This is a genomic window from Heyndrickxia ginsengihumi (assembly GCF_011008565.1).
Lineage (GTDB): Bacteria > Bacillota > Bacilli > Bacillales > Bacillaceae_C > Weizmannia > Weizmannia ginsengihumi.
Genome location: NZ_JAAIWK010000007.1, coordinates 1 through 17455 on the forward strand (window position 1 = coordinate 1; position 17455 = coordinate 17455).

15 protein-coding genes are annotated in these 17455 nt (G+C 36.7%); 14 read left to right on the forward strand and 1 reads right to left on the reverse strand.

The features are described 5' to 3' along the window. Nucleotides 1-184: hypothetical protein (locus G4D61_RS17975; RefSeq protein ID WP_205603221.1), on the forward strand; the 184-nt coding region annotated here is incomplete at its 5' end. 34 nt (nt 185-218) lie between these two features. On the opposite strand, the gene G4D61_RS06210 is transcribed toward G4D61_RS17975, so the two are convergent. Next, entirely contained in the window at nt 219-1928 is a 1710-nt protein-coding gene (locus G4D61_RS06210; protein ID WP_025728768.1) for an Rqc2 family fibronectin-binding protein, read from the reverse strand. A 166-nt stretch (nt 1929-2094) separates the two neighbouring features. Between G4D61_RS06210 and G4D61_RS06215 the strand changes: the two genes are divergently transcribed. The 13 genes from G4D61_RS06215 to rsgA all read left to right on the forward strand — a co-directional run bounded on the left by G4D61_RS06215 (nt 2095) and on the right by rsgA (nt 17455). Beyond that, nucleotides 2095-4773, forward strand: coding sequence for a cation-translocating P-type ATPase (locus G4D61_RS06215; RefSeq protein WP_163173529.1), 2679 nt, complete (start codon nt 2095-2097; stop codon nt 4771-4773). 107 nt (nt 4774-4880) lie between these two features. Beyond that, on the forward strand, nt 4881-5756 hold the full coding sequence (locus G4D61_RS06220) for a YicC/YloC family endoribonuclease (RefSeq protein WP_025728764.1): 876 nt from the start codon (nt 4881-4883) through the stop codon (nt 5754-5756). Nucleotides 5757-5841: 85 nt separating this feature from the next. After that, nucleotides 5842-6102, forward strand: a complete 261-nt coding sequence (gene remA / locus G4D61_RS06225; protein WP_025728762.1) for an extracellular matrix/biofilm regulator RemA — start codon at nt 5842-5844, stop codon at nt 6100-6102. Nucleotides 6103-6108: 6 nt separating this feature from the next. Beyond that, nucleotides 6109-6723, forward strand: coding sequence for a guanylate kinase (gene gmk / locus G4D61_RS06230; RefSeq protein WP_025728760.1), 615 nt, complete (start codon nt 6109-6111; stop codon nt 6721-6723). After that, entirely contained in the window at nt 6723-6920 is a 198-nt protein-coding gene (rpoZ, locus tag G4D61_RS06235; RefSeq protein WP_269318630.1) for a DNA-directed RNA polymerase subunit omega, read from the forward strand. Before gmk ends, rpoZ begins: the two co-directional genes overlap by 1 nt. Before the next feature lie 122 nt (nt 6921-7042). Beyond that, nucleotides 7043-8251 (forward strand): bifunctional phosphopantothenoylcysteine decarboxylase/phosphopantothenate--cysteine ligase CoaBC, encoded by a 1209-nt coding sequence (gene coaBC, locus G4D61_RS06240; RefSeq protein ID WP_035353630.1) that lies wholly within the window; start codon nt 7043-7045, stop codon nt 8249-8251. Beyond that, a complete protein-coding gene (gene priA / locus G4D61_RS06245; protein WP_025728754.1) occupies nt 8248-10653 on the forward strand; it encodes a primosomal protein N' in 2406 nt (801 codons plus the stop codon). The genes coaBC and priA overlap by 4 nt, the downstream gene beginning before the upstream one ends. 24 nt (nt 10654-10677) lie before the next feature. Next, complete coding sequence (gene def / locus G4D61_RS06250) at nt 10678-11157, forward strand: peptide deformylase (RefSeq protein WP_025728752.1); 480 nt, start codon at nt 10678-10680, stop codon at nt 11155-11157. A gap of 2 nt (nt 11158-11159) precedes the next feature. Further along, entirely contained in the window at nt 11160-12113 is a 954-nt protein-coding gene (gene fmt / locus G4D61_RS06255) for a methionyl-tRNA formyltransferase (RefSeq protein ID WP_025728750.1), read from the forward strand. Then, on the forward strand, nt 12110-13444 hold the full coding sequence (gene rsmB / locus G4D61_RS06260) for a 16S rRNA (cytosine(967)-C(5))-methyltransferase RsmB (RefSeq protein WP_163173531.1): 1335 nt from the start codon (nt 12110-12112) through the stop codon (nt 13442-13444). The genes fmt and rsmB overlap by 4 nt, the downstream gene beginning before the upstream one ends. 257 nt (nt 13445-13701) lie before the next feature. After that, nucleotides 13702-14454 carry a Stp1/IreP family PP2C-type Ser/Thr phosphatase gene (locus tag G4D61_RS06265; RefSeq protein WP_025728746.1) on the forward strand — a complete coding sequence of 251 codons (753 nt, stop codon included), beginning with the start codon at nt 13702-13704 and terminating at the stop codon, nt 14452-14454. Continuing rightward, nucleotides 14454-16508, forward strand: coding sequence for a Stk1 family PASTA domain-containing Ser/Thr kinase (gene pknB / locus G4D61_RS06270; RefSeq protein ID WP_163173533.1), 2055 nt, complete (start codon nt 14454-14456; stop codon nt 16506-16508). The genes G4D61_RS06265 and pknB overlap by 1 nt, the downstream gene beginning before the upstream one ends. A 65-nt stretch (nt 16509-16573) precedes the next feature. Further along, nucleotides 16574-17455 (forward strand): ribosome small subunit-dependent GTPase A, encoded by an 882-nt coding sequence (gene rsgA / locus G4D61_RS06275; protein WP_025728742.1) that lies wholly within the window; start codon nt 16574-16576, stop codon nt 17453-17455.

Genomic DNA, 17455 nt, shown 5'->3' on the forward strand with positions numbered 1-17455 from the left:
TACTGCTACATATTTTTCTTTTTCTGTAAATCGTTTTTTCATAATAAAACACCCCGATTATTATTTTCAAATTGTGTCTAATAATCGGGGTGCAGTGCAGCACTGCGGGGTCTCACCGATGCCTATCCTCCCGCAGGAGTCTACGTATATTTCCGGAGCTGATTTGTGCAATGTTCGTCTTTAGCTAACCACTTTTGAGTTTTATCCCAGCCTCTTCGTTAATTTTCTTTCATTGCCAGCACTTTTTCGATATCTGGTGTTACATAAATGGTTTGCTGGTTTTCATAAATGACAAACCCGGGCTTTGAGCCGTTCGGTTTTTTCACATAACGGACTTTTGTATAATCTACTGGAACGGAGCTAGAGTTGCGTGCTTTGCTAAAATATGCCGCTAAATGAGCAGCTTCGGCAATTGTTTCGGAACTTGGATGTTTACTGCGAATGACAACATGTGATCCTGGAATATCTTTTGTATGGAGCCAAATTTCATCACGTGCCGCTACTTTATTTGTTAAATAATCATTTTGTTTATTATTTTTCCCAACTAAAATTTCTGTTCCGTCTGTTGCAATATACTTTTCTAAAATAATTTTTTGTGTTTTTTGTTTTGAAGATTTTCTTTGCTTTTGTTTCATATACCCCTCTTCTGCTAGTTCATCACGAATCTCTTCGATATCTTTTGGAGAGGCATTTTCAAGCTGCTGTAATACATTTTCAAAATATAGAAGCTCTTCTTCGGCTTTGTGTATCTGTTCGACAACAACTGTTTGCGCATGTTTGGCTTTTTGATATTTTGAAAAATACTGCTGTGCATTTTCGACAGGTGTCTTTCTTGGATCTAACTCAATTGTTATACTGGCACCATTTTCATCATAATAATTCTGTACTTCAATTTGCTTCATACCTTTTGTCATCGCATAAATATTTGCAGTCAATAATTCACCGTATAATTGAAATTCCTCGGCGTTTTGCGCATATTCTAATGTTTTATGAAGCTTTTTTATTTTACTTTCATTTTTTTCAATTTCATTTTTCACGAATCTTTCAAGATCATGTCCTTTTTGTTTCACTCTGTCTCTTTCTGCTTTTCCAACATAAAAGCGATCAAGTAATTCGCTTAATGTGGTAAACGTTTTTGTCTCACCATTAATATGTTCAAGCGGAAAGAAATAGAAAGTTTCCTTTTTCTCATTAACGATCATTGTTGGAATTTCCTCATGTGCCTTTATCATGCGAAATATCGTCAAGCATGCATCTGTTAATTGATCGGGATGAGGAAGTTTTGCTCGAAATAGAATTTCCTTTGCTAATAAAGGAGAGACTCCAGCAAAATGTTCGACAATTTGTTTATCCAGTTTTCCACTATTAAAGTCTAGTGCTTTTAATATATCTTCCTTTGTGGCTAAAAGCGGATCCTGTTTATGCTGTGCTGGAGGGAAGATATATGTTTGCCCTGGTAAAATCGTGCGATACGTATTTACAGCAGGGGGGACATGCTTAATACTATCGAGAATAAGGTTTCGCTCTTTCTCAACTAAAATGATATTACTGTGTCTCCCCATAATTTCTACGAATAGTTGTTTATAAGAAATGTCGCCAATTTCATTACGGCCTTTGAATTCAAAAACAATAACGCGATCTAGCCCAATTTGGTATATATCTTCAATGATCGCCCCTTCTAAATGTTTCCTTAGCAGCATACAAAACATTGGTGGATCTTGCGGGTTGTCATATTGTTCATTTGTCAGTTGCACGCGGGCATAGCTTGGATGAGCGGATAACAATAATTTATGATTTTTTCCATTTGCACGGACAATTATGATTAATTCATTTTGATATGGTTGATGAATTTTATTAATTCTCCCACCTTTTATTGTTTCAGTAAGTTCCTTCGTAATGGCTCTAGTAAATAATCCATCAAATGACATTGTCACATTCCTCAATTCTATACTATCAACGGATCAATATATACCGTCTGTATTGTTTATAGTTTGTACGATAATCTTTCTAAATTATATCATTTTTTGGGACGAGGCTGAATATCTTGCTATTAAGACGATAACTTGGTTGTAGTTAGAGGAGAGGGTAATTACAATGATGTTCCATGAAATGAACAAGGAAAATGTAGAAAAAGCATTAAAAACAAATGTACAAACAGGCCTATCGACCGATGAAGTAGAAAAGAGAAGAAGGCAAGTTGGGGATAATGTTCTTGATGAGGGAGAAAAAGAGTCAGCTCTCGTCCTTTTTATTAGTCAATTTAAAGACTTTATGACGATTGTATTGCTAGCTGCCACTTTAATTTCAGGATTTTTAGGAGAATATATTGATGCGATTGCGATCATCGCAATTGTCCTTATTAATGGATTTCTTGGCTTTTTCCAAGAACGCCGGGCAGAAAAATCACTGCAAGCGTTAAAAGAGCTCTCCGCGCCTCAAGTAGTAGTTCGTCGTGATGGTCAGTGGATGAAAATCCCGTCAAAAGAAGTCACGGTTGGTGATGTTGTAAAATTTGAAAGTGGTGATCGCATTGGTGCCGATGTCAGAATTATCGAAGCCAATAATTTAGAAATAGAAGAATCAGCTTTAACTGGTGAATCTATTCCATCACCAAAAAGCAGTGATCCCCTTACGCAAGAGCATCCTAGTCTAGGAGATTTGAATAATATGGCCTTTATGGGCACGATGGTAACAAGAGGAAACGGTATTGGTATCGTGACAGGTATTGGTATGAAAACTGCAATGGGTGAAATTGCGGACATGATTCAAAACGCGGAAACATTAACAACTCCTTTGCAAAGGAGATTGGAGCAATTAGGGAAAATATTAATTGTTGTTGCCCTCTTACTGACATTGCTTGTTGTTCTTGTCGGTGTATGGCATGGTCATGACATATATACAATGTTTTTAGCTGGGGTTTCCCTAGCAGTGGCTGCTATTCCAGAAGGATTACCGGCAATTGTTACAATCGCTTTATCATTAGGTGTCCAAAGAATGATTCGTAAAAATGCAATCGTCCGTAAATTGCCTGCAGTCGAGACATTAGGCTGTGCTTCTGTTATTTGTTCAGATAAGACAGGGACGATGACACAAAATAAAATGACCGTAACCCATTTATGGAGCGGTGGTCACACATGGCAAGTTTCAGGTACAGGCTATCAGCCGGAAGGAAGTTTTTATAAAGAAGATACAGAAATCAACCCTATTAAAGAAAAAAGCGTGTACCAGTTATTAACATTTGGTCTTTTATGTAATCATGCTGAATTAAAGCTGAAAGATAAAGAGTATGTTGTTGATGGGGACCCGACAGAAGGAGCGTTACTCGTGTCCGCCTTAAAGGCTGGTTTAACAAGAGAAGTATTGCTGAAGCAATTTGCAATTGAGCAGGAATTTCCTTTTGACTCTACAAGGAAAATGATGAGTATGGTCATTAAAGATCAACATGGTAAACGGTTCGTAATTACAAAAGGTGCTCCAGATGTATTGTTAAATATAAGTAAATCAGTCTTGTGGAACAATCGCGAACAATTGCTCACACAAGAGTATCAGCGCAATGTCCAACAAGCTATTGAGTCTTTAGCATCGCAAGCGTTAAGAACAATTGCTATCGCTTTTAAACCACTTAAAGATTATGACGTCATTGCTGATGAGAACGCTGCAGAGAAAGATTTAATTCTGATTGGTATCCAAGGAATGATTGACCCTCCTCGACCTGAAGTGAGACAAGCAATTAAAGAATGTAAGGAAGCAGGAATTAAAACGGTCATGATTACTGGTGATCATCTCATTACAGCAAAAGCAATTGCCAAGCAGCTTGGTATTTTGCAGCATCATAAAAAGGTGATCGACGGACAAACACTTAATCAAATGAGTGTAGACGAACTAGAGGATGTTATTGATGATATCTCTGTTTTTGCCCGTGTTTCACCGGATCATAAACTTAAAATCGTTAAAGCCTTTCAAAATCGTGGGCATATTGTGGCGATGACAGGTGATGGGATAAATGACGCTCCGGCCATCAAAACATCTGATATCGGTATCTCAATGGGGATAACGGGAACGGATGTTGCAAAAGAAGCCTCTTCATTAATTTTATTGGACGACAATTTTGCCACAATAAAATCAGCAATTAAGGAAGGTAGAAATATCTATGAAAATATTCGCAAGTTTGTACGTTACTTACTAGCCTCCAATGTGGGAGAAATTTTAGTTATGTTATTTGCCATGTTATTGTCCTTGCCTTTACCAGTAATTCCAATTCAAATTCTTTGGGTCAATCTAGTGACAGATGGACTTCCAGCTATGGCGCTCGGTTTAGATCAACCAGAAGAAAATGTGATGAAAAGAAAGCCAAGACATCCAAAAGAAGGAGTATTTGCAAGGAGATTAGGATGGAAAGTGGTGTCGAGAGGTTTCTTGATTGGTATCGTTACATTAGTTGCTTTTATGACGATCTATTATCAAAACACAGACAATTTAGCATACGCCCAAACTGTTGCATTCGCTACATTAGTGTTAGCGCAATTGATTCATGTATTTGATTGCCGCAGTGAACATTCTGTATTAGCACGTAATCCGTTTGGCAATATGTATTTAGTAATGGCAGTTTTATCATCAATTTTATTAATGCTCGTTGTGATTTACGTACCGTTATTCCAGCCAATATTCCATACGCTCCCGATTCAGCCGAAAGATTGGCTTCTCATTATTTGCTTGAGTATGATTCCAACGTTTTTATTAGCAGGAACATTTTATTTAAGAAAAAAGGCATAACTTATGCTATAATCTTAAAGGTAATAGAGTCGTTCTCTATTACCTTTATTTTGTTTGTAGCATCAAGTATTATAAGAGAAAGTTCGTTCTCGATTGGACGTGATCTAATGGTTTTAAGTATGACTGGTTTCGGACGAAGCCATAAAGCATTTGCTAGTAGTCAAGTGACAGTTGAAATGAAATCTGTTAATCATAGATTTTGTGAATTTCAAATGAGGATGCCGAAGCAATTATTCAAAATCGAAGATAGGCTAAAAAAGGCAATCAGCAAGTATATTAAAAGAGGCCGCGTAGATGTTTTTATCACAATTACCGGTGAAGGTTTAATGAAGCGGCGATTACATATTGATTGGGAACTATTGGATGAGTTTCATCAATTTTTAGGGAATGTCCAACGTAAATATGGAATTACATCGAAATTAAGTTTAAATGAGTTATTAAATCATGAAGATTTAGTTACAATAGAAGAAATAGAAGAAGGAAATGAGGAAATAGAATTAATTGTATTAGAGGCAGTAACCGAAGCTGCGGCACAATTAAAAAGCATGCGAGAAAAAGAAGGACTCGAACTGCAAAAAGATTTACAAACGCAGCTTATGCTTTTTGAAAATTGTTTGCTGCAAATAAAGGAAAATTCTAATAATGTAACGGATACATATAAATCAAAGCTTGAAAAGAGAATTCTAGAATTTACCAATGGTTTCATTGATGAACAAAGGATACTCCAGGAAGTTGCAATTTTTACCGATAAAGCTGATATCCATGAAGAAATTACAAGATTAGATAGCCATATTTTGCAATTTAGACATACGTTGGATCTACAAGAACCGATTGGAAGGAAGCTTGACTTCATGATACAAGAGATGAATCGTGAAGTGAATACGATTGGTTCTAAAGCAAATCATTCTGATATTTCAAAAGCTGTTGTAGACTTAAAAACAATATTAGAAAAAATGCGTGAACAAGTGCAAAATATTGAGTGACCACCATGAAATGAAGGGCTCTGTTAATAATTTGCAAAGCCTTAGATAGATAAAAAACATGAATGGTGAGTGGGAGATGATTTAGTTGGTAAACCTTGTTAATATAGGATTTGGAAATATTGTTTCAGCAAATCGCATTATCTCAATCGTCAGCCCAGAATCTGCACCAATTAAACGTGTGATTCAAGACGCACGCGATCGAGGCAGTTTAATCGACGCTACATATGGAAGAAGAACTCGTGCTGTTGTTATCATGGATAGCGGACATGTTATTTTGTCAGCTGTACAGCCTGAAACAGTCGCACACCGATTAATGGATAAAGAAGAATCAAGCGAGGAGGTTTAATTATATATGAAAGAAAAAGGATTGTTAATCGTGCTGTCTGGACCGTCGGGGGTTGGAAAGGGAACGGTTAGAAAAGCGCTTTTTTCGCAGCCGGATACAAAATTTGAATACTCCATCTCCATGACAACCCGTAAGCCAAGAGAAGGTGAAGTTGATGGAGTCGACTATTTTTTTAAGGAAAGAGCAGAATTTGAACGGTTAATTGAACAAGGGAAACTTCTGGAGTATGCTGAATATGTAGGCAATTATTACGGAACACCAGTTGATTATGTACGGGAAACACTTGAAACTGGAAAAGATGTGTTTTTAGAAATTGAAGTACAAGGTGCTAAGCAAGTACGGGAAAAATTCCCTGATGGTTTGTTTATTTTTCTTGCTCCTCCAAGCTTATCAGAACTTGAATCACGAATTACAAATCGCGGCACTGAAGATGAGCAGTTAATTAAAAATCGTATGGAAACAGCAAGGAAAGAAATTGAACTTATGAACTTATATGATTATGTTGTAGAAAATGATAAAATAGAGAACGCTTGTGAAAAAATAAAAGCAATTGTTGTTGCAGAACATTGCAGAACAACACGTGTAGCACCTATTTATAAAAAAATTTTGGAGGCTGAATAATTATGTTATATCCATCAATTGACAATTTATTAAAAATTATTGACTCAAAATATTCATTAGTGACAGTTGCTGCAAAGCGTGCCCGTGATTTACAGGAAAATGGAAATGAAACGTTAGATCATTATGTTTCAGATAAATATGTTGGTAAAGCACTGGAAGAAATTAATGCTGGGACGCTTCGTATTAAGGAAGACTAAAACTTCGGGCCTGACCCTTTAGGATCAGCCCTTTTTCTTATATATTGAGTAAAAATATGAGAGACATTACTTAAATACTTGTATTGAGTGCTAGAGATAAAATGTGATGGGGGATTTATGAAATGCTTGGAAAAAACATCTTACTATGCGTTACAGGAGGCATTGCTGTTTATAAAGCTGCTGCACTAACAAGTAAATTAGTACAAGCAGGAGCTCAAGTGAAAGTTATTATGACGGAATCGGCATGTCATTTTGTTTCACCATTAACCTTTCAAGCGCTTTCTAGAAATGATGTATATACGAATACTTTTGATGAAAAGCATCCCGAAAAAATCGCTCATATTGATTTAGCCGATTGGGCTGACCTTATTTTAGTCGCACCTGCTACTGCAAATATCATAGGAAAAATGGCAAATGGTATTGCTGACGACATGGTGACGACAACAATTCTAGCTAGTACTGCCCCGGTCTGGCTTGCACCTGCTATGAATGTACATATGTATGACCATCCTGCTGTTCAGCAAAATATTTCAACCCTTCATCAATTTGGCTATCAATTTATTGAACCGAGTGAAGGTTATTTAGCTTGCGGATATGTTGGGAAAGGAAGATTGGAAGAGCCAGAAAAAATAGTAGATATTGTTTCAAATTTTTTTCGCTCTGATACGAAACCGTTAAAAGGGAAAACGATACTTATTACCGCTGGGCCTACAATTGAAAAGATTGATCCTGTTCGCTATATTACGAATCGTTCTTCAGGAAAAATGGGTTTTGCATTAGCAGAGGAAGCCGCAAAAATGGGTGCTAATGTTCTGCTTATTACTAGTGTTGAAACATTGCCTATTCCAAACGGTGTTCAATGTATTAAAATCCGAAGTGCTAATGATATGTACGAAGCAGTAATGAAACATTACAAACAAGCTGACATTGTTATAAAAAGCGCAGCTGTAGCTGATTATACGCCAGCGCTGGTATTTGAACAAAAAATGAAGAAAAAAGATGGAGAACTCACATTACGCTTAGAACGAACAAAAGATATTTTAAAAGAATTAGGTAGGAAAGCTGACAAGCCTTTTTTAGTTGGGTTTGCTGCAGAAACGGAAAATGTGGATACCTACGCCCAACAAAAACTAATTAAAAAGAATGCAGATATGATTGTGGCGAATAATGTAAGCCAAACGGGAGCAGGATTTGCCGGTGATACTAATATTGTGACCATTTTTAAAAGAGATGGTTCAAGCGTTCCATTACCGTTGTTATCTAAAAATGAAACGGCACAACATATTTTAAAAGAAATTTGTAAAACATTGGAAAAGGACTGTCGGAAATGAACATTGCCAGTGTGATTGTAGACATTCCAAGTATGCAAGTTGATAAAATGTTTGATTATTTAATTCCTGAAAAGTGGAAGGAGACGATCCAACCTGGTATGCGTGTCATCGTACCATTTGGGCCCCGCAAGATTCAGGGATATGTCATTCAAATAAAACAAGAATCTCAGTTTAATAAGTTACGGGAAATTATTGAGCCACAGGATTTACTTCCTGTATTAAATGAAGAATTATTAGAACTCGGCAACTGGCTTACATCGGAAACGTTATGTTTGAAAATATCTGCATATCAGGCGATGCTTCCTGCTGCAATGAAGGCAAAATACGAAAAAATCATTAGAAGACTAGATGGGTCGCAAAATGACGTATTAGATAAGTTGTTTGGCGCGAAGGAAGAAATTGATTGGCAAGAGGCGGAGACGAGAAATATACTTGCTGATTTACAAAGAGAAGTGAAAAAAGGAACGGCAGAGGTTGTCTATGTTGTAAAAAACAAAGCTAAAAAGAAAACGGTCAGAATCATTTCATGTCCTCTTTCACACTCAGATTTAATAACAGCAATTGATTCGTTATCAAAGCGGGCAATGAAGCAAAAAGATATTTTGCAATTTTTTTTAGAACATCCAAATACAAAAATTGCAGCTACAGATCTTATTCAACAAACAGCAACCTCACAAAGTACGATAAAAGCTTTAATTCAAAAAGGACAACTCCGTGAAACACAAGAAGAAATGTATCGTGATCCTTACGAAGATCGTATCTTTCAGCAAACTGCGCCCCTTAAGCTTACAGATGAACAAAAAACAGCCATTTCTCCAATATTACAGTCTATTAAAGATAGAAAAAGTGAAACCTTTTTATTGTATGGTGTCACTGGAAGCGGAAAAACAGAGATTTATTTGCAATCTATTCAAAGGGTGATTGAAGAGGGGAAAGAAGCGATTGTACTTGTACCAGAAATTTCTTTGACCCCGCAAATGGTCAATCGCTTTAAAAGTCGCTTTGGCAAAGATGTTGCCGTATTACATAGCGGTCTATCCGTTGGTGAAAAATATGATGAGTGGCGGAAGATTGTGCGAAAGGAGGCAAAGGTTGTAGTAGGGGCAAGATCTGCAATTTTTGCACCTTTTGAAAATATCGGCATTATTATTATTGACGAAGAACATGAAAATAGTTATAAACAAGAAGATAATCCACGCTATCATGCACGGGACGTTGCAATTTACAGAAGTAAGAGACATCAATGTCCTGTTATTTTAGGCAGTGCCACCCCTGCTTTAGAGTCATTTGCCCGCGCACAGAAGGGGGTCTATACGCTGCTTACAATGAGTAAACGTATGAACAACCATGAACTTCCCCATGTATCGATTGTAGATATGAGAGAAGAATTGCGAAAAGGCAATCGTTCCATGTTTTCTGAGGAATTATTTACAAAGCTAAGAGAGAGGATTGAAAAGAAAGAGCAGACAGTGCTGCTTTTAAATAAAAGAGGCCATTCTTCATTTGTTATGTGCCGTGACTGTGGCTATGTTTTGCAATGTCCAAACTGCGATATTTCTTTAACGTATCACCGCCATACAAATCAAATGAGATGTCACTATTGTGGCTTTGAAACATATGTCCCGAATACTTGCCCAGAGTGTCAAAGTGAGCATATTCGCTATTTTGGTACTGGTACGCAAAAAGTGGAGGAAGAACTTGGAAAGCTTTTGCCGGAAGCAAGAGTGATTAGGATGGACGTCGATACAACGAGCAGAAAAGGTGCACACGAAAAACTGTTAAAAGCATTTGAAGACGGTGAAGCAGATATTTTATTAGGAACACAGATGATTGCAAAAGGCTTGGACTTTCCAAATATTACACTTGTCGGTGTCCTAAATGCTGATACAAGTTTACATTTGCCGGATTTTCGTGCTTCAGAAAAAACGTTTCAATTGTTGACACAAGTGAGCGGACGAGCTGGCCGTCATGAATTAACCGGTGAAGTTGTTATCCAAACATATACACCTGAGCATTATAGTATTGAATTAGCAGGAAAACAAAACTATGATAATTTCTATCGTCAAGAAATGGTTATGAGAAAAATGGGATTGTACCCACCTTTTTACTATTTGACTTTAATCACGATCAGCCATGAAAACTTAATGAAAACAATATCAGTAACTGATAAAATTACAAGTTTTTTAAAATCACGATTATCTGAGCAAACAACAGTATTAGGACCAGCATCATCACCGATTCCGCGTATCAAAAATAGATATCGATATCAATGTTTGATAAAATACAAACGAGAACCAAACCTAAAAGAAACATTACAAATGATATTAGAGCACTATCAACAGCAAATTGCTTCAGAAGGATTAAGTATAGCAATTGATATGAATCCTTTTATCATGATGTAGATTAAAGAGAAACGAGTGAGAACGTTGACAACTTTAGAAATTGTAAAATATCCAGCTGACATTTTAGAACAGAAATGCAAACCTGTTACAAAATTCGATCAACAGTTAAAAAGAACGCTTAATCATATGTATGAAACAATGTTAGCAGCAGATGGTGTAGGTCTTGCTGCCCCGCAAGTAGGAATCAATCAACAAATTGCCGTTGTTGATGTCGGTGATGGTAGCGGAAGAATTGATCTCGTTAATCCTAAAATCCTCGTTAAAAGGGGTGAGCAAGTTGATATTGAAGGCTGCTTAAGTTTCCCAGGCTTGTACGGTACGGTATCAAGGGCTCAGTATGTTAAGCTCAAAGCGCAAAATGCCCATGGGAAGACGTTCATCCTTGAAGCTGAAGATTTTTTAGCGAGAGCACTCCAACATGAAATTGATCATTTGCACGGGATATTATTTACCTCTAAAGTTTTGCAATATATTGATGAAGAAGATTTAGAGGAGGTTGAATAATCATGACAAAAGTGATTTTTATGGGAACACCAGATTTTGCTGTCCCAGTTTTAGAAACATTAATTAAGGATCAATATGACGTAATTGGTGTCGTTACGCAGCCGGACCGTCCTGTCGGAAGAAAGCGGATATTAACGCCGCCACCAGTAAAGCAAGCAGCGGAAAAGTATCATATTCCTGTTTTTCAGCCTGAAAAGATTCGTTTGCCTGAGAGCTTAGCACCTATTTTAGAATTAAAACCAGATATTGTCGTCACATGTGCCTATGGCCAAATTTTGCCGAAAGAATTATTAGATACACCACCTCTAGGCTGTATCAATGTCCATGCGTCTTTGCTACCTGAACTTCGTGGTGGTGCGCCTATTCATTATGCTATTTTACAAGGTAAAAAGAAAACAGGAATTACGATTATGTATATGGCTGAAAAGCTTGATGCGGGCGATATCATTAGCCAAGTTGAAGTTGAAATTAAAGAAACGGATGATGTCGGTATATTACATGAAAAATTAAGTATTGCTGGTGCAAACTTGTTGTCTGAAACTTTACCGAAGATTATTCAGCATGATATTACACCAATACAACAAGATGAGAGCAAGGCTACATTTGCATCAAATATTAAGCGTGAGCAGGAAAAAATAGATTGGGAACAAGATGGTGAGACGATTTATAATCAAATTAGGGGATTATGCCCATGGCCTGTTGCTTTCACGACGCTTGATGGTAAAAATATAAAAATATGGCGCAGTGAGAAAGTATCATTACACGGGAAAACAGGGGAACCTGGCAAGATTGTAAACATTCAAAAGGATGCTCTTATTATCAGTACTGGAAATGACACGGGTATTAAGATTACAGAATTGCAGCCTGCAGGAAAAAAACGTATGACAGTGGAACAGTTTTTAAACGGGGTAGGCTCCCATCTTTCAATCGGAATGAAATTAGGAGATGAACAATGACAAAAGCAAGAAAAAATGCACGTGAGGCTGCATTGGAACTATTAGACTCAGTTGAAAAAAATCAGTCGTACAGTAATTTACTATTAAATCATCTAATTAATAAATATGAAATAAAAGGTCCAGATGTTGGGCTGCTAACTGAGATTACTTATGGTACATTGCAGCGGAAACTAACACTAGATTTTTATCTTGCACCATTTCTACAGAAAAAAGTGGAGCGCTGGGTGAAAAATTTACTAAGATTATCACTTTATCAAATGGTCTATTTAGATAAAATTCCGGACCGAGCCATTATTTTTGAAGCGGTTGAACTTGCAAAGAAACGAGGGCACCGCGGAATTTCAGGTATGGTAAATGGTGTTTTAAGAGCCATTCAAAGAAAGGGTCTTCCGAGTTTAAGTGAACTAAAGGATCCAATTGAAAGATTGGCTGTTTCTACTAGTCATCCACAATGGTTAGTGAAAAGATGGGTGGAACAATTTGGCTTTGAAAAAACAGAAAAGATGTGTGAAGCCAATCTAATTCCTTCATTACAAACAGCCCGTGTAAATTTTACAAAGATTTCACGTGAAGAAGTAATGGAAATGTTAGTAGCTGAGGGCTATCAAGTTGAAAGCAGTCCAATTATTCCTGAAGCAATACGGTCATTAAAAGGGAATTTAGTTCATTCTTCTGCCTTTCAAAAAGGATTTATCACTATTCAAGATGAAAGCTCTATGAGTGTTGCATATGCACTTGACATTAAAGACGGGCAGCATATTCTTGATTGCTGCGCTGCACCAGGTGGTAAGACAACACATATTGCTGAGAAACTTAGATCTTCTGGAACAGTAACAGCACTTGATCTCCATCCGCATAAAGTAAAATTGATTAAAGAAAATGCTAACCGTTTAGGTGTTAAAGGTATTGAGACCATTGCAATGGATAGCCGTCATGCTAGTGAACATTTTCAGAAAGAATCCTTTGATCGAATACTAGTTGATGCGCCATGTTCTGGTTTAGGTGTCTTAAGAAGAAAACCTGACATTAAGTACACAAAAAGCATTGACGATATTCAGGCTTTGCAGCGCATTCAGCTTGATATTTTAAATGAAGTAAGTGAATTATTAAAGCCGGATGGTGTACTTGTTTTTAGCACGTGTACAGTAGACAAGGAAGAAAATCTAGGAACGATCGAAACGTTTCTAAAACAGCATCCAAACTTTGAGCCACATCCATTGCATATGCCGCAAGTACTACAATCTTCTGTAGAAGACTATCGGTTGCAAATTTTCCCTCAAGATTTTGGAGGAGATGGATTTTTTATTTCCAGTGTGAGGAAGAAACATTAAACAAGCTTAATCGTAGGTTATTTGCATAAAAAGTTTTAATATAATGAGAAAATGGCAATTCTGTAATGTATGGTATGATGAATAGTCTCGCTTTTATCCACTTTCATGGCAGGAAAAAGGATTAGTTCAGTCGTAAAAGTACTATAACAATATAAAAGAGTGTTTTATTTTACTCCTTTGCACTTACAATAAACGATTACATGAAATAAACATCGACAAAATATATTTAGTTGTTCAAAAGAGACGGGGTGACCAACATGGAGTCTGTTTTTAGGACAGACAGAGGTAAAGTACGTCAACTTAATGAAGACAGTGGTGGCATTTTTACCAATCAAGAAGGTGCTCAGCTAGCTATCGTAGCCGATGGGATGGGAGGACATAAAGCTGGCGACATTGCAAGTAAAATGACGGTTGACTTTTTTAAAGATTGCTTTGAAAGAGTGGGAAACTTTTCAACTGCTGAAGAAGCAGAGGAATGGCTATTAGAACATATTAGCAAAGCCAACAAACTGTTATTTCAGCATTCTCAAGAAAATCCTGAGTGTGAAGGCATGGGGACGACTTTAGTTGCGGGTATTTGTACAGATCGCTTTGTTACGGTTGCTAATATTGGAGACAGTAGATGTTATTTATTTAATGAAAGTGGCTTTCATCAATTAACAGAAGATCATTCTTTAGTTAATGAATTAGTGAAAACAGGTCAGATTTCTAAAGAAGACGCCGAAAATCATCCGCGAAAAAATGTATTATTAAAAGCACTTGGAACTGAGCCGAATATTTCAGCTGATATTAGAACGATTATTTTCGAAGAGGGAGATCGTTTATTACTTTGTTCGGATGGATTATCAAATAAAGTCTCAGTGCAAACAATGGAAGAGGTGCTTGAAAAGAATTTACCACTGTATGAAAAAGCAGAGGAATTAGTGGGAATTGCGAATTCTAACGGTGGTGAAGATAATATCACGATTGTCATTATCGCGTTCGATAGTAATAAAGGCGGGTGCGATTAATGCTGATTGGAAGAAGAATCAATGATCGCTATAAACTGCTGAGCTTTATAGGTGGCGGTGGAATGGCGAACGTGTATCTTGCACGTGATATGATTTTAGATCGTGATGTTGCGATTAAAATATTAAGATTAGATTTTGCTAATGAACCAGAATTTATTCAGCGTTTTCATCGGGAAGCCCAGTCCGCGACAAGCCTTGTTCATCCTAATATTGTCAGTATTTATGATATAGGTGAAGAAGACGATATTAATTATATTGTCATGGAAAATGTTGATGGAATGACGTTAAAACAATACATACAGCAGTTTGGCCCGGTTTCGGTTGAAAAGACTTTAGATATTATGAGCCAATTAACTGCAGCCATTTCCCATGCTCATCAGAATCATATTATTCATCGAGATATAAAGCCGCAAAATATATTGATTGATAGAAATGGTGTTGTAAAAATTACTGATTTTGGGATTGCCATGGCTTTAACTGCAACCTCAATCACACAAACAAATGCAGTATTAGGTTCTGTCCATTATTTATCTCCTGAGCAGGCCCGCGGTGGAATGGCAACGTATAAGTCGGATATTTACGCATTAGGAATTGTTATGTTTGAGCTACTAACGGGTAGACTACCCTTTTCGGGAGAGTCCGCCGTTTCAATTGCATTAAAACATTTGCAAAGTGAAACACCTTCACCGAAAAGATGGAATCCCGATATTCCGCAAAGTGTAGAAAATATCATTTTAAAAGCAACAGCAAAAGATCCATTTCATCGTTATGACAGTGCGGATCAAATGGGCGAGGATATTAGAACGGCTTTGGATCCAGAACGGATAAATGAACCGAAATTTGAAGTTCCTGAAGACAATGATAAAACGAAGACGATTCCTGTTTTGTCACATTTTAAATCTGCATCCATTCAAGAGGATGAAACGATTATATTAAATGATGTGGAGTCGGAAGAAAAAAAGAAGAAAAAAAAGAAAAATGATAAAAACCCGACAAAAAAACGAAGAAGAAAATGGCCGTGGATTGTCGCATTGCTTTTCATTATATTTCTAGTTGGCGGTGCAGCGGTTGCTATGTATCTACCACAATGGATGGGTCCGAAAGAAGTATCTGTTCCAAGTCTTGCGAATATGGATTTAAATGATGCCAAGTCAACCCTATCTACCCAAGGATTAACAATTGGTGATAAAATTAAAATGACAAGTGACACGGTTCCAAAAGGTAAGATTATTCAATCAAGTCCAAAAGCAGGTGCAAAGGTAAAGGAAGGTACACAAGTTGATGTCTATGTCAGTTCAGGTAAACAGAAGATAACCTTCAATGATTATGTAGGAAGACAATTTAGTGATGTTGTGAAACTGTTAAGTCAAGAACATTTTAAAGATGTAAAAAGCAAAGAAGTTTATGATGATGCAGCACCAGGAACAATTATTGCTCAAGATCCTGATGCGGATAAAAAGATCATTCCTGAAAATACTGTGATTACTTTCACCGTTAGTAAAGGTTTAGAAAAATTTCCAGTTAAAGATTTGACTGATTATACGAAAAAGGCTTTAGATGATTATGCCAATGAATCTGGTTTTATCATTGACAGTTCTAAATCGAAATACTCGGATACAGTGAAGGAAGGGTTAGTAATTTCACAATCACCTGCAGCTGGAACAAAATTAACAAGAGGATCAACGATAAAAGTTGTGTTAAGTAAAGGACCGAAAGAATTGCCTCCTAAAACAGTGAAAGAGGAGGTTACGATTCCTTACGAGCCAGAAGATACTGGTGATACTAATACAGATAACACTGATGATCAATCAGCAAATAATGACGATGATAGTACAAGCTCGAAAGATGATCAAGATACAAAGGTAAAACAACAAGTTCAAATTTTTATTGAAGACATGAATCATACGATGTCCGAGCCAGTTGAAACATTTGATATTACTGAGGATACAAAAAAACAATTAGAATTTACAATTGAGTATAAAAAGCAAGCAACATATAAAATCGTTCGTGACGGAACAGTGATTGCAGAAGATACAGTATCATATCCTGATTAATTTGCGAAAACGCGTTACATGATTGTTGCTATTAATCGGTCATTTTTTGAACAAGGAGTGTATATATGCCAGAAGGAAAAATAATGAAGGCATTAAGTGGTTTTTATTATGTGATTGATGATCATTCGATTTATCAATGTCGAGGCAGAGGGAAATTTCGTAAAGATAAAATTACTCCTTTAGTGGGAGACTATGTTGTTTATCAGCAAGAAAACGATCATGAAGGATATATTCTTGAAATTAAAAGCAGAAAAAATGAGCTCGTTCGCCCGCCAATTGCAAATGTTGATCAAGCCATTTTAGTTTTTTCCGCGAAAGAACCGGATTTTAATACGGTTCTTTTAGATCGTTTTCTAGTATCAATTGAAGCCAAAAATGTTCATCCAATTATTTTAATTACAAAATATGATCTATTATCAGATGAAGAGAAAGCTGAGTTGGATCAACTGCTCGCGCATTATAAACAAATCGGTTATCCAGTTTTGTTAACTTCTGCAAAAGAACAGATGGGGATTGATCAATTTTTTGGATATTTACAAGACTGTACATCTGTCATTTGCGGGCAATCAGGTGTAGGAAAAACAACGATCATTAACGAACTTTCCCCGCATTTAAACTTAAAAACAGGGGAAATATCTACACATTTAGGGAGAGGAAGACATACAACCCGTCATGTGGAATTAATCCCATTAGGCAATGGCTTAATTGCTGACACACCAGGGTTTAGTTCATTGGATTTTGATGATATCGAAGCAGGAGAACTGAATCACTGTTTTCCCGAAATAAGTGAAAAAGCTCAAGACTGTAAGTTCCGCGGTTGTCTGCATGTCAATGAGCCTAAATGTGCTGTGAAAGATGCTTTGAATCATAATGAGATACCAACATTTAGGTATAACCATTACGTTCAATTCTTAGAAGAAATACAAAATAGAAAGCCGAGGTATTGA

Bases quoted from the DNA above. Each gene is read 5' to 3' on its own strand.
- G4D61_RS06210 (WP_025728768.1), bottom strand. From the start codon at position 1,928: ATGTCATTTGATGGATTATTTACTAGAGCCATTACGAAGGAACTTACT.
- G4D61_RS06215 (WP_163173529.1), top strand. From the start codon at position 2,095: ATGATGTTCCATGAAATGAACAAGGAAAATGTAGAAAAAGCATTAAAA.
- G4D61_RS06220 (WP_025728764.1), top strand. From the start codon at position 4,881: ATGGTTTTAAGTATGACTGGTTTCGGACGAAGCCATAAAGCATTTGCT.
- gmk (WP_025728760.1), top strand. From the start codon at position 6,109: ATGAAAGAAAAAGGATTGTTAATCGTGCTGTCTGGACCGTCGGGGGTT.
- coaBC (WP_035353630.1), top strand. From the start codon at position 7,043: ATGCTTGGAAAAAACATCTTACTATGCGTTACAGGAGGCATTGCTGTT.
- priA (WP_025728754.1), top strand. From the start codon at position 8,248: ATGAACATTGCCAGTGTGATTGTAGACATTCCAAGTATGCAAGTTGAT.
- fmt (WP_025728750.1), top strand. From the start codon at position 11,160: ATGACAAAAGTGATTTTTATGGGAACACCAGATTTTGCTGTCCCAGTT.
- rsmB (WP_163173531.1), top strand. From the start codon at position 12,110: ATGACAAAAGCAAGAAAAAATGCACGTGAGGCTGCATTGGAACTATTA.
- G4D61_RS06265 (WP_025728746.1), top strand. From the start codon at position 13,702: ATGGAGTCTGTTTTTAGGACAGACAGAGGTAAAGTACGTCAACTTAAT.
- pknB (WP_163173533.1), top strand. From the start codon at position 14,454: ATGCTGATTGGAAGAAGAATCAATGATCGCTATAAACTGCTGAGCTTT.
- rsgA (WP_025728742.1), top strand. From the start codon at position 16,574: ATGCCAGAAGGAAAAATAATGAAGGCATTAAGTGGTTTTTATTATGTG.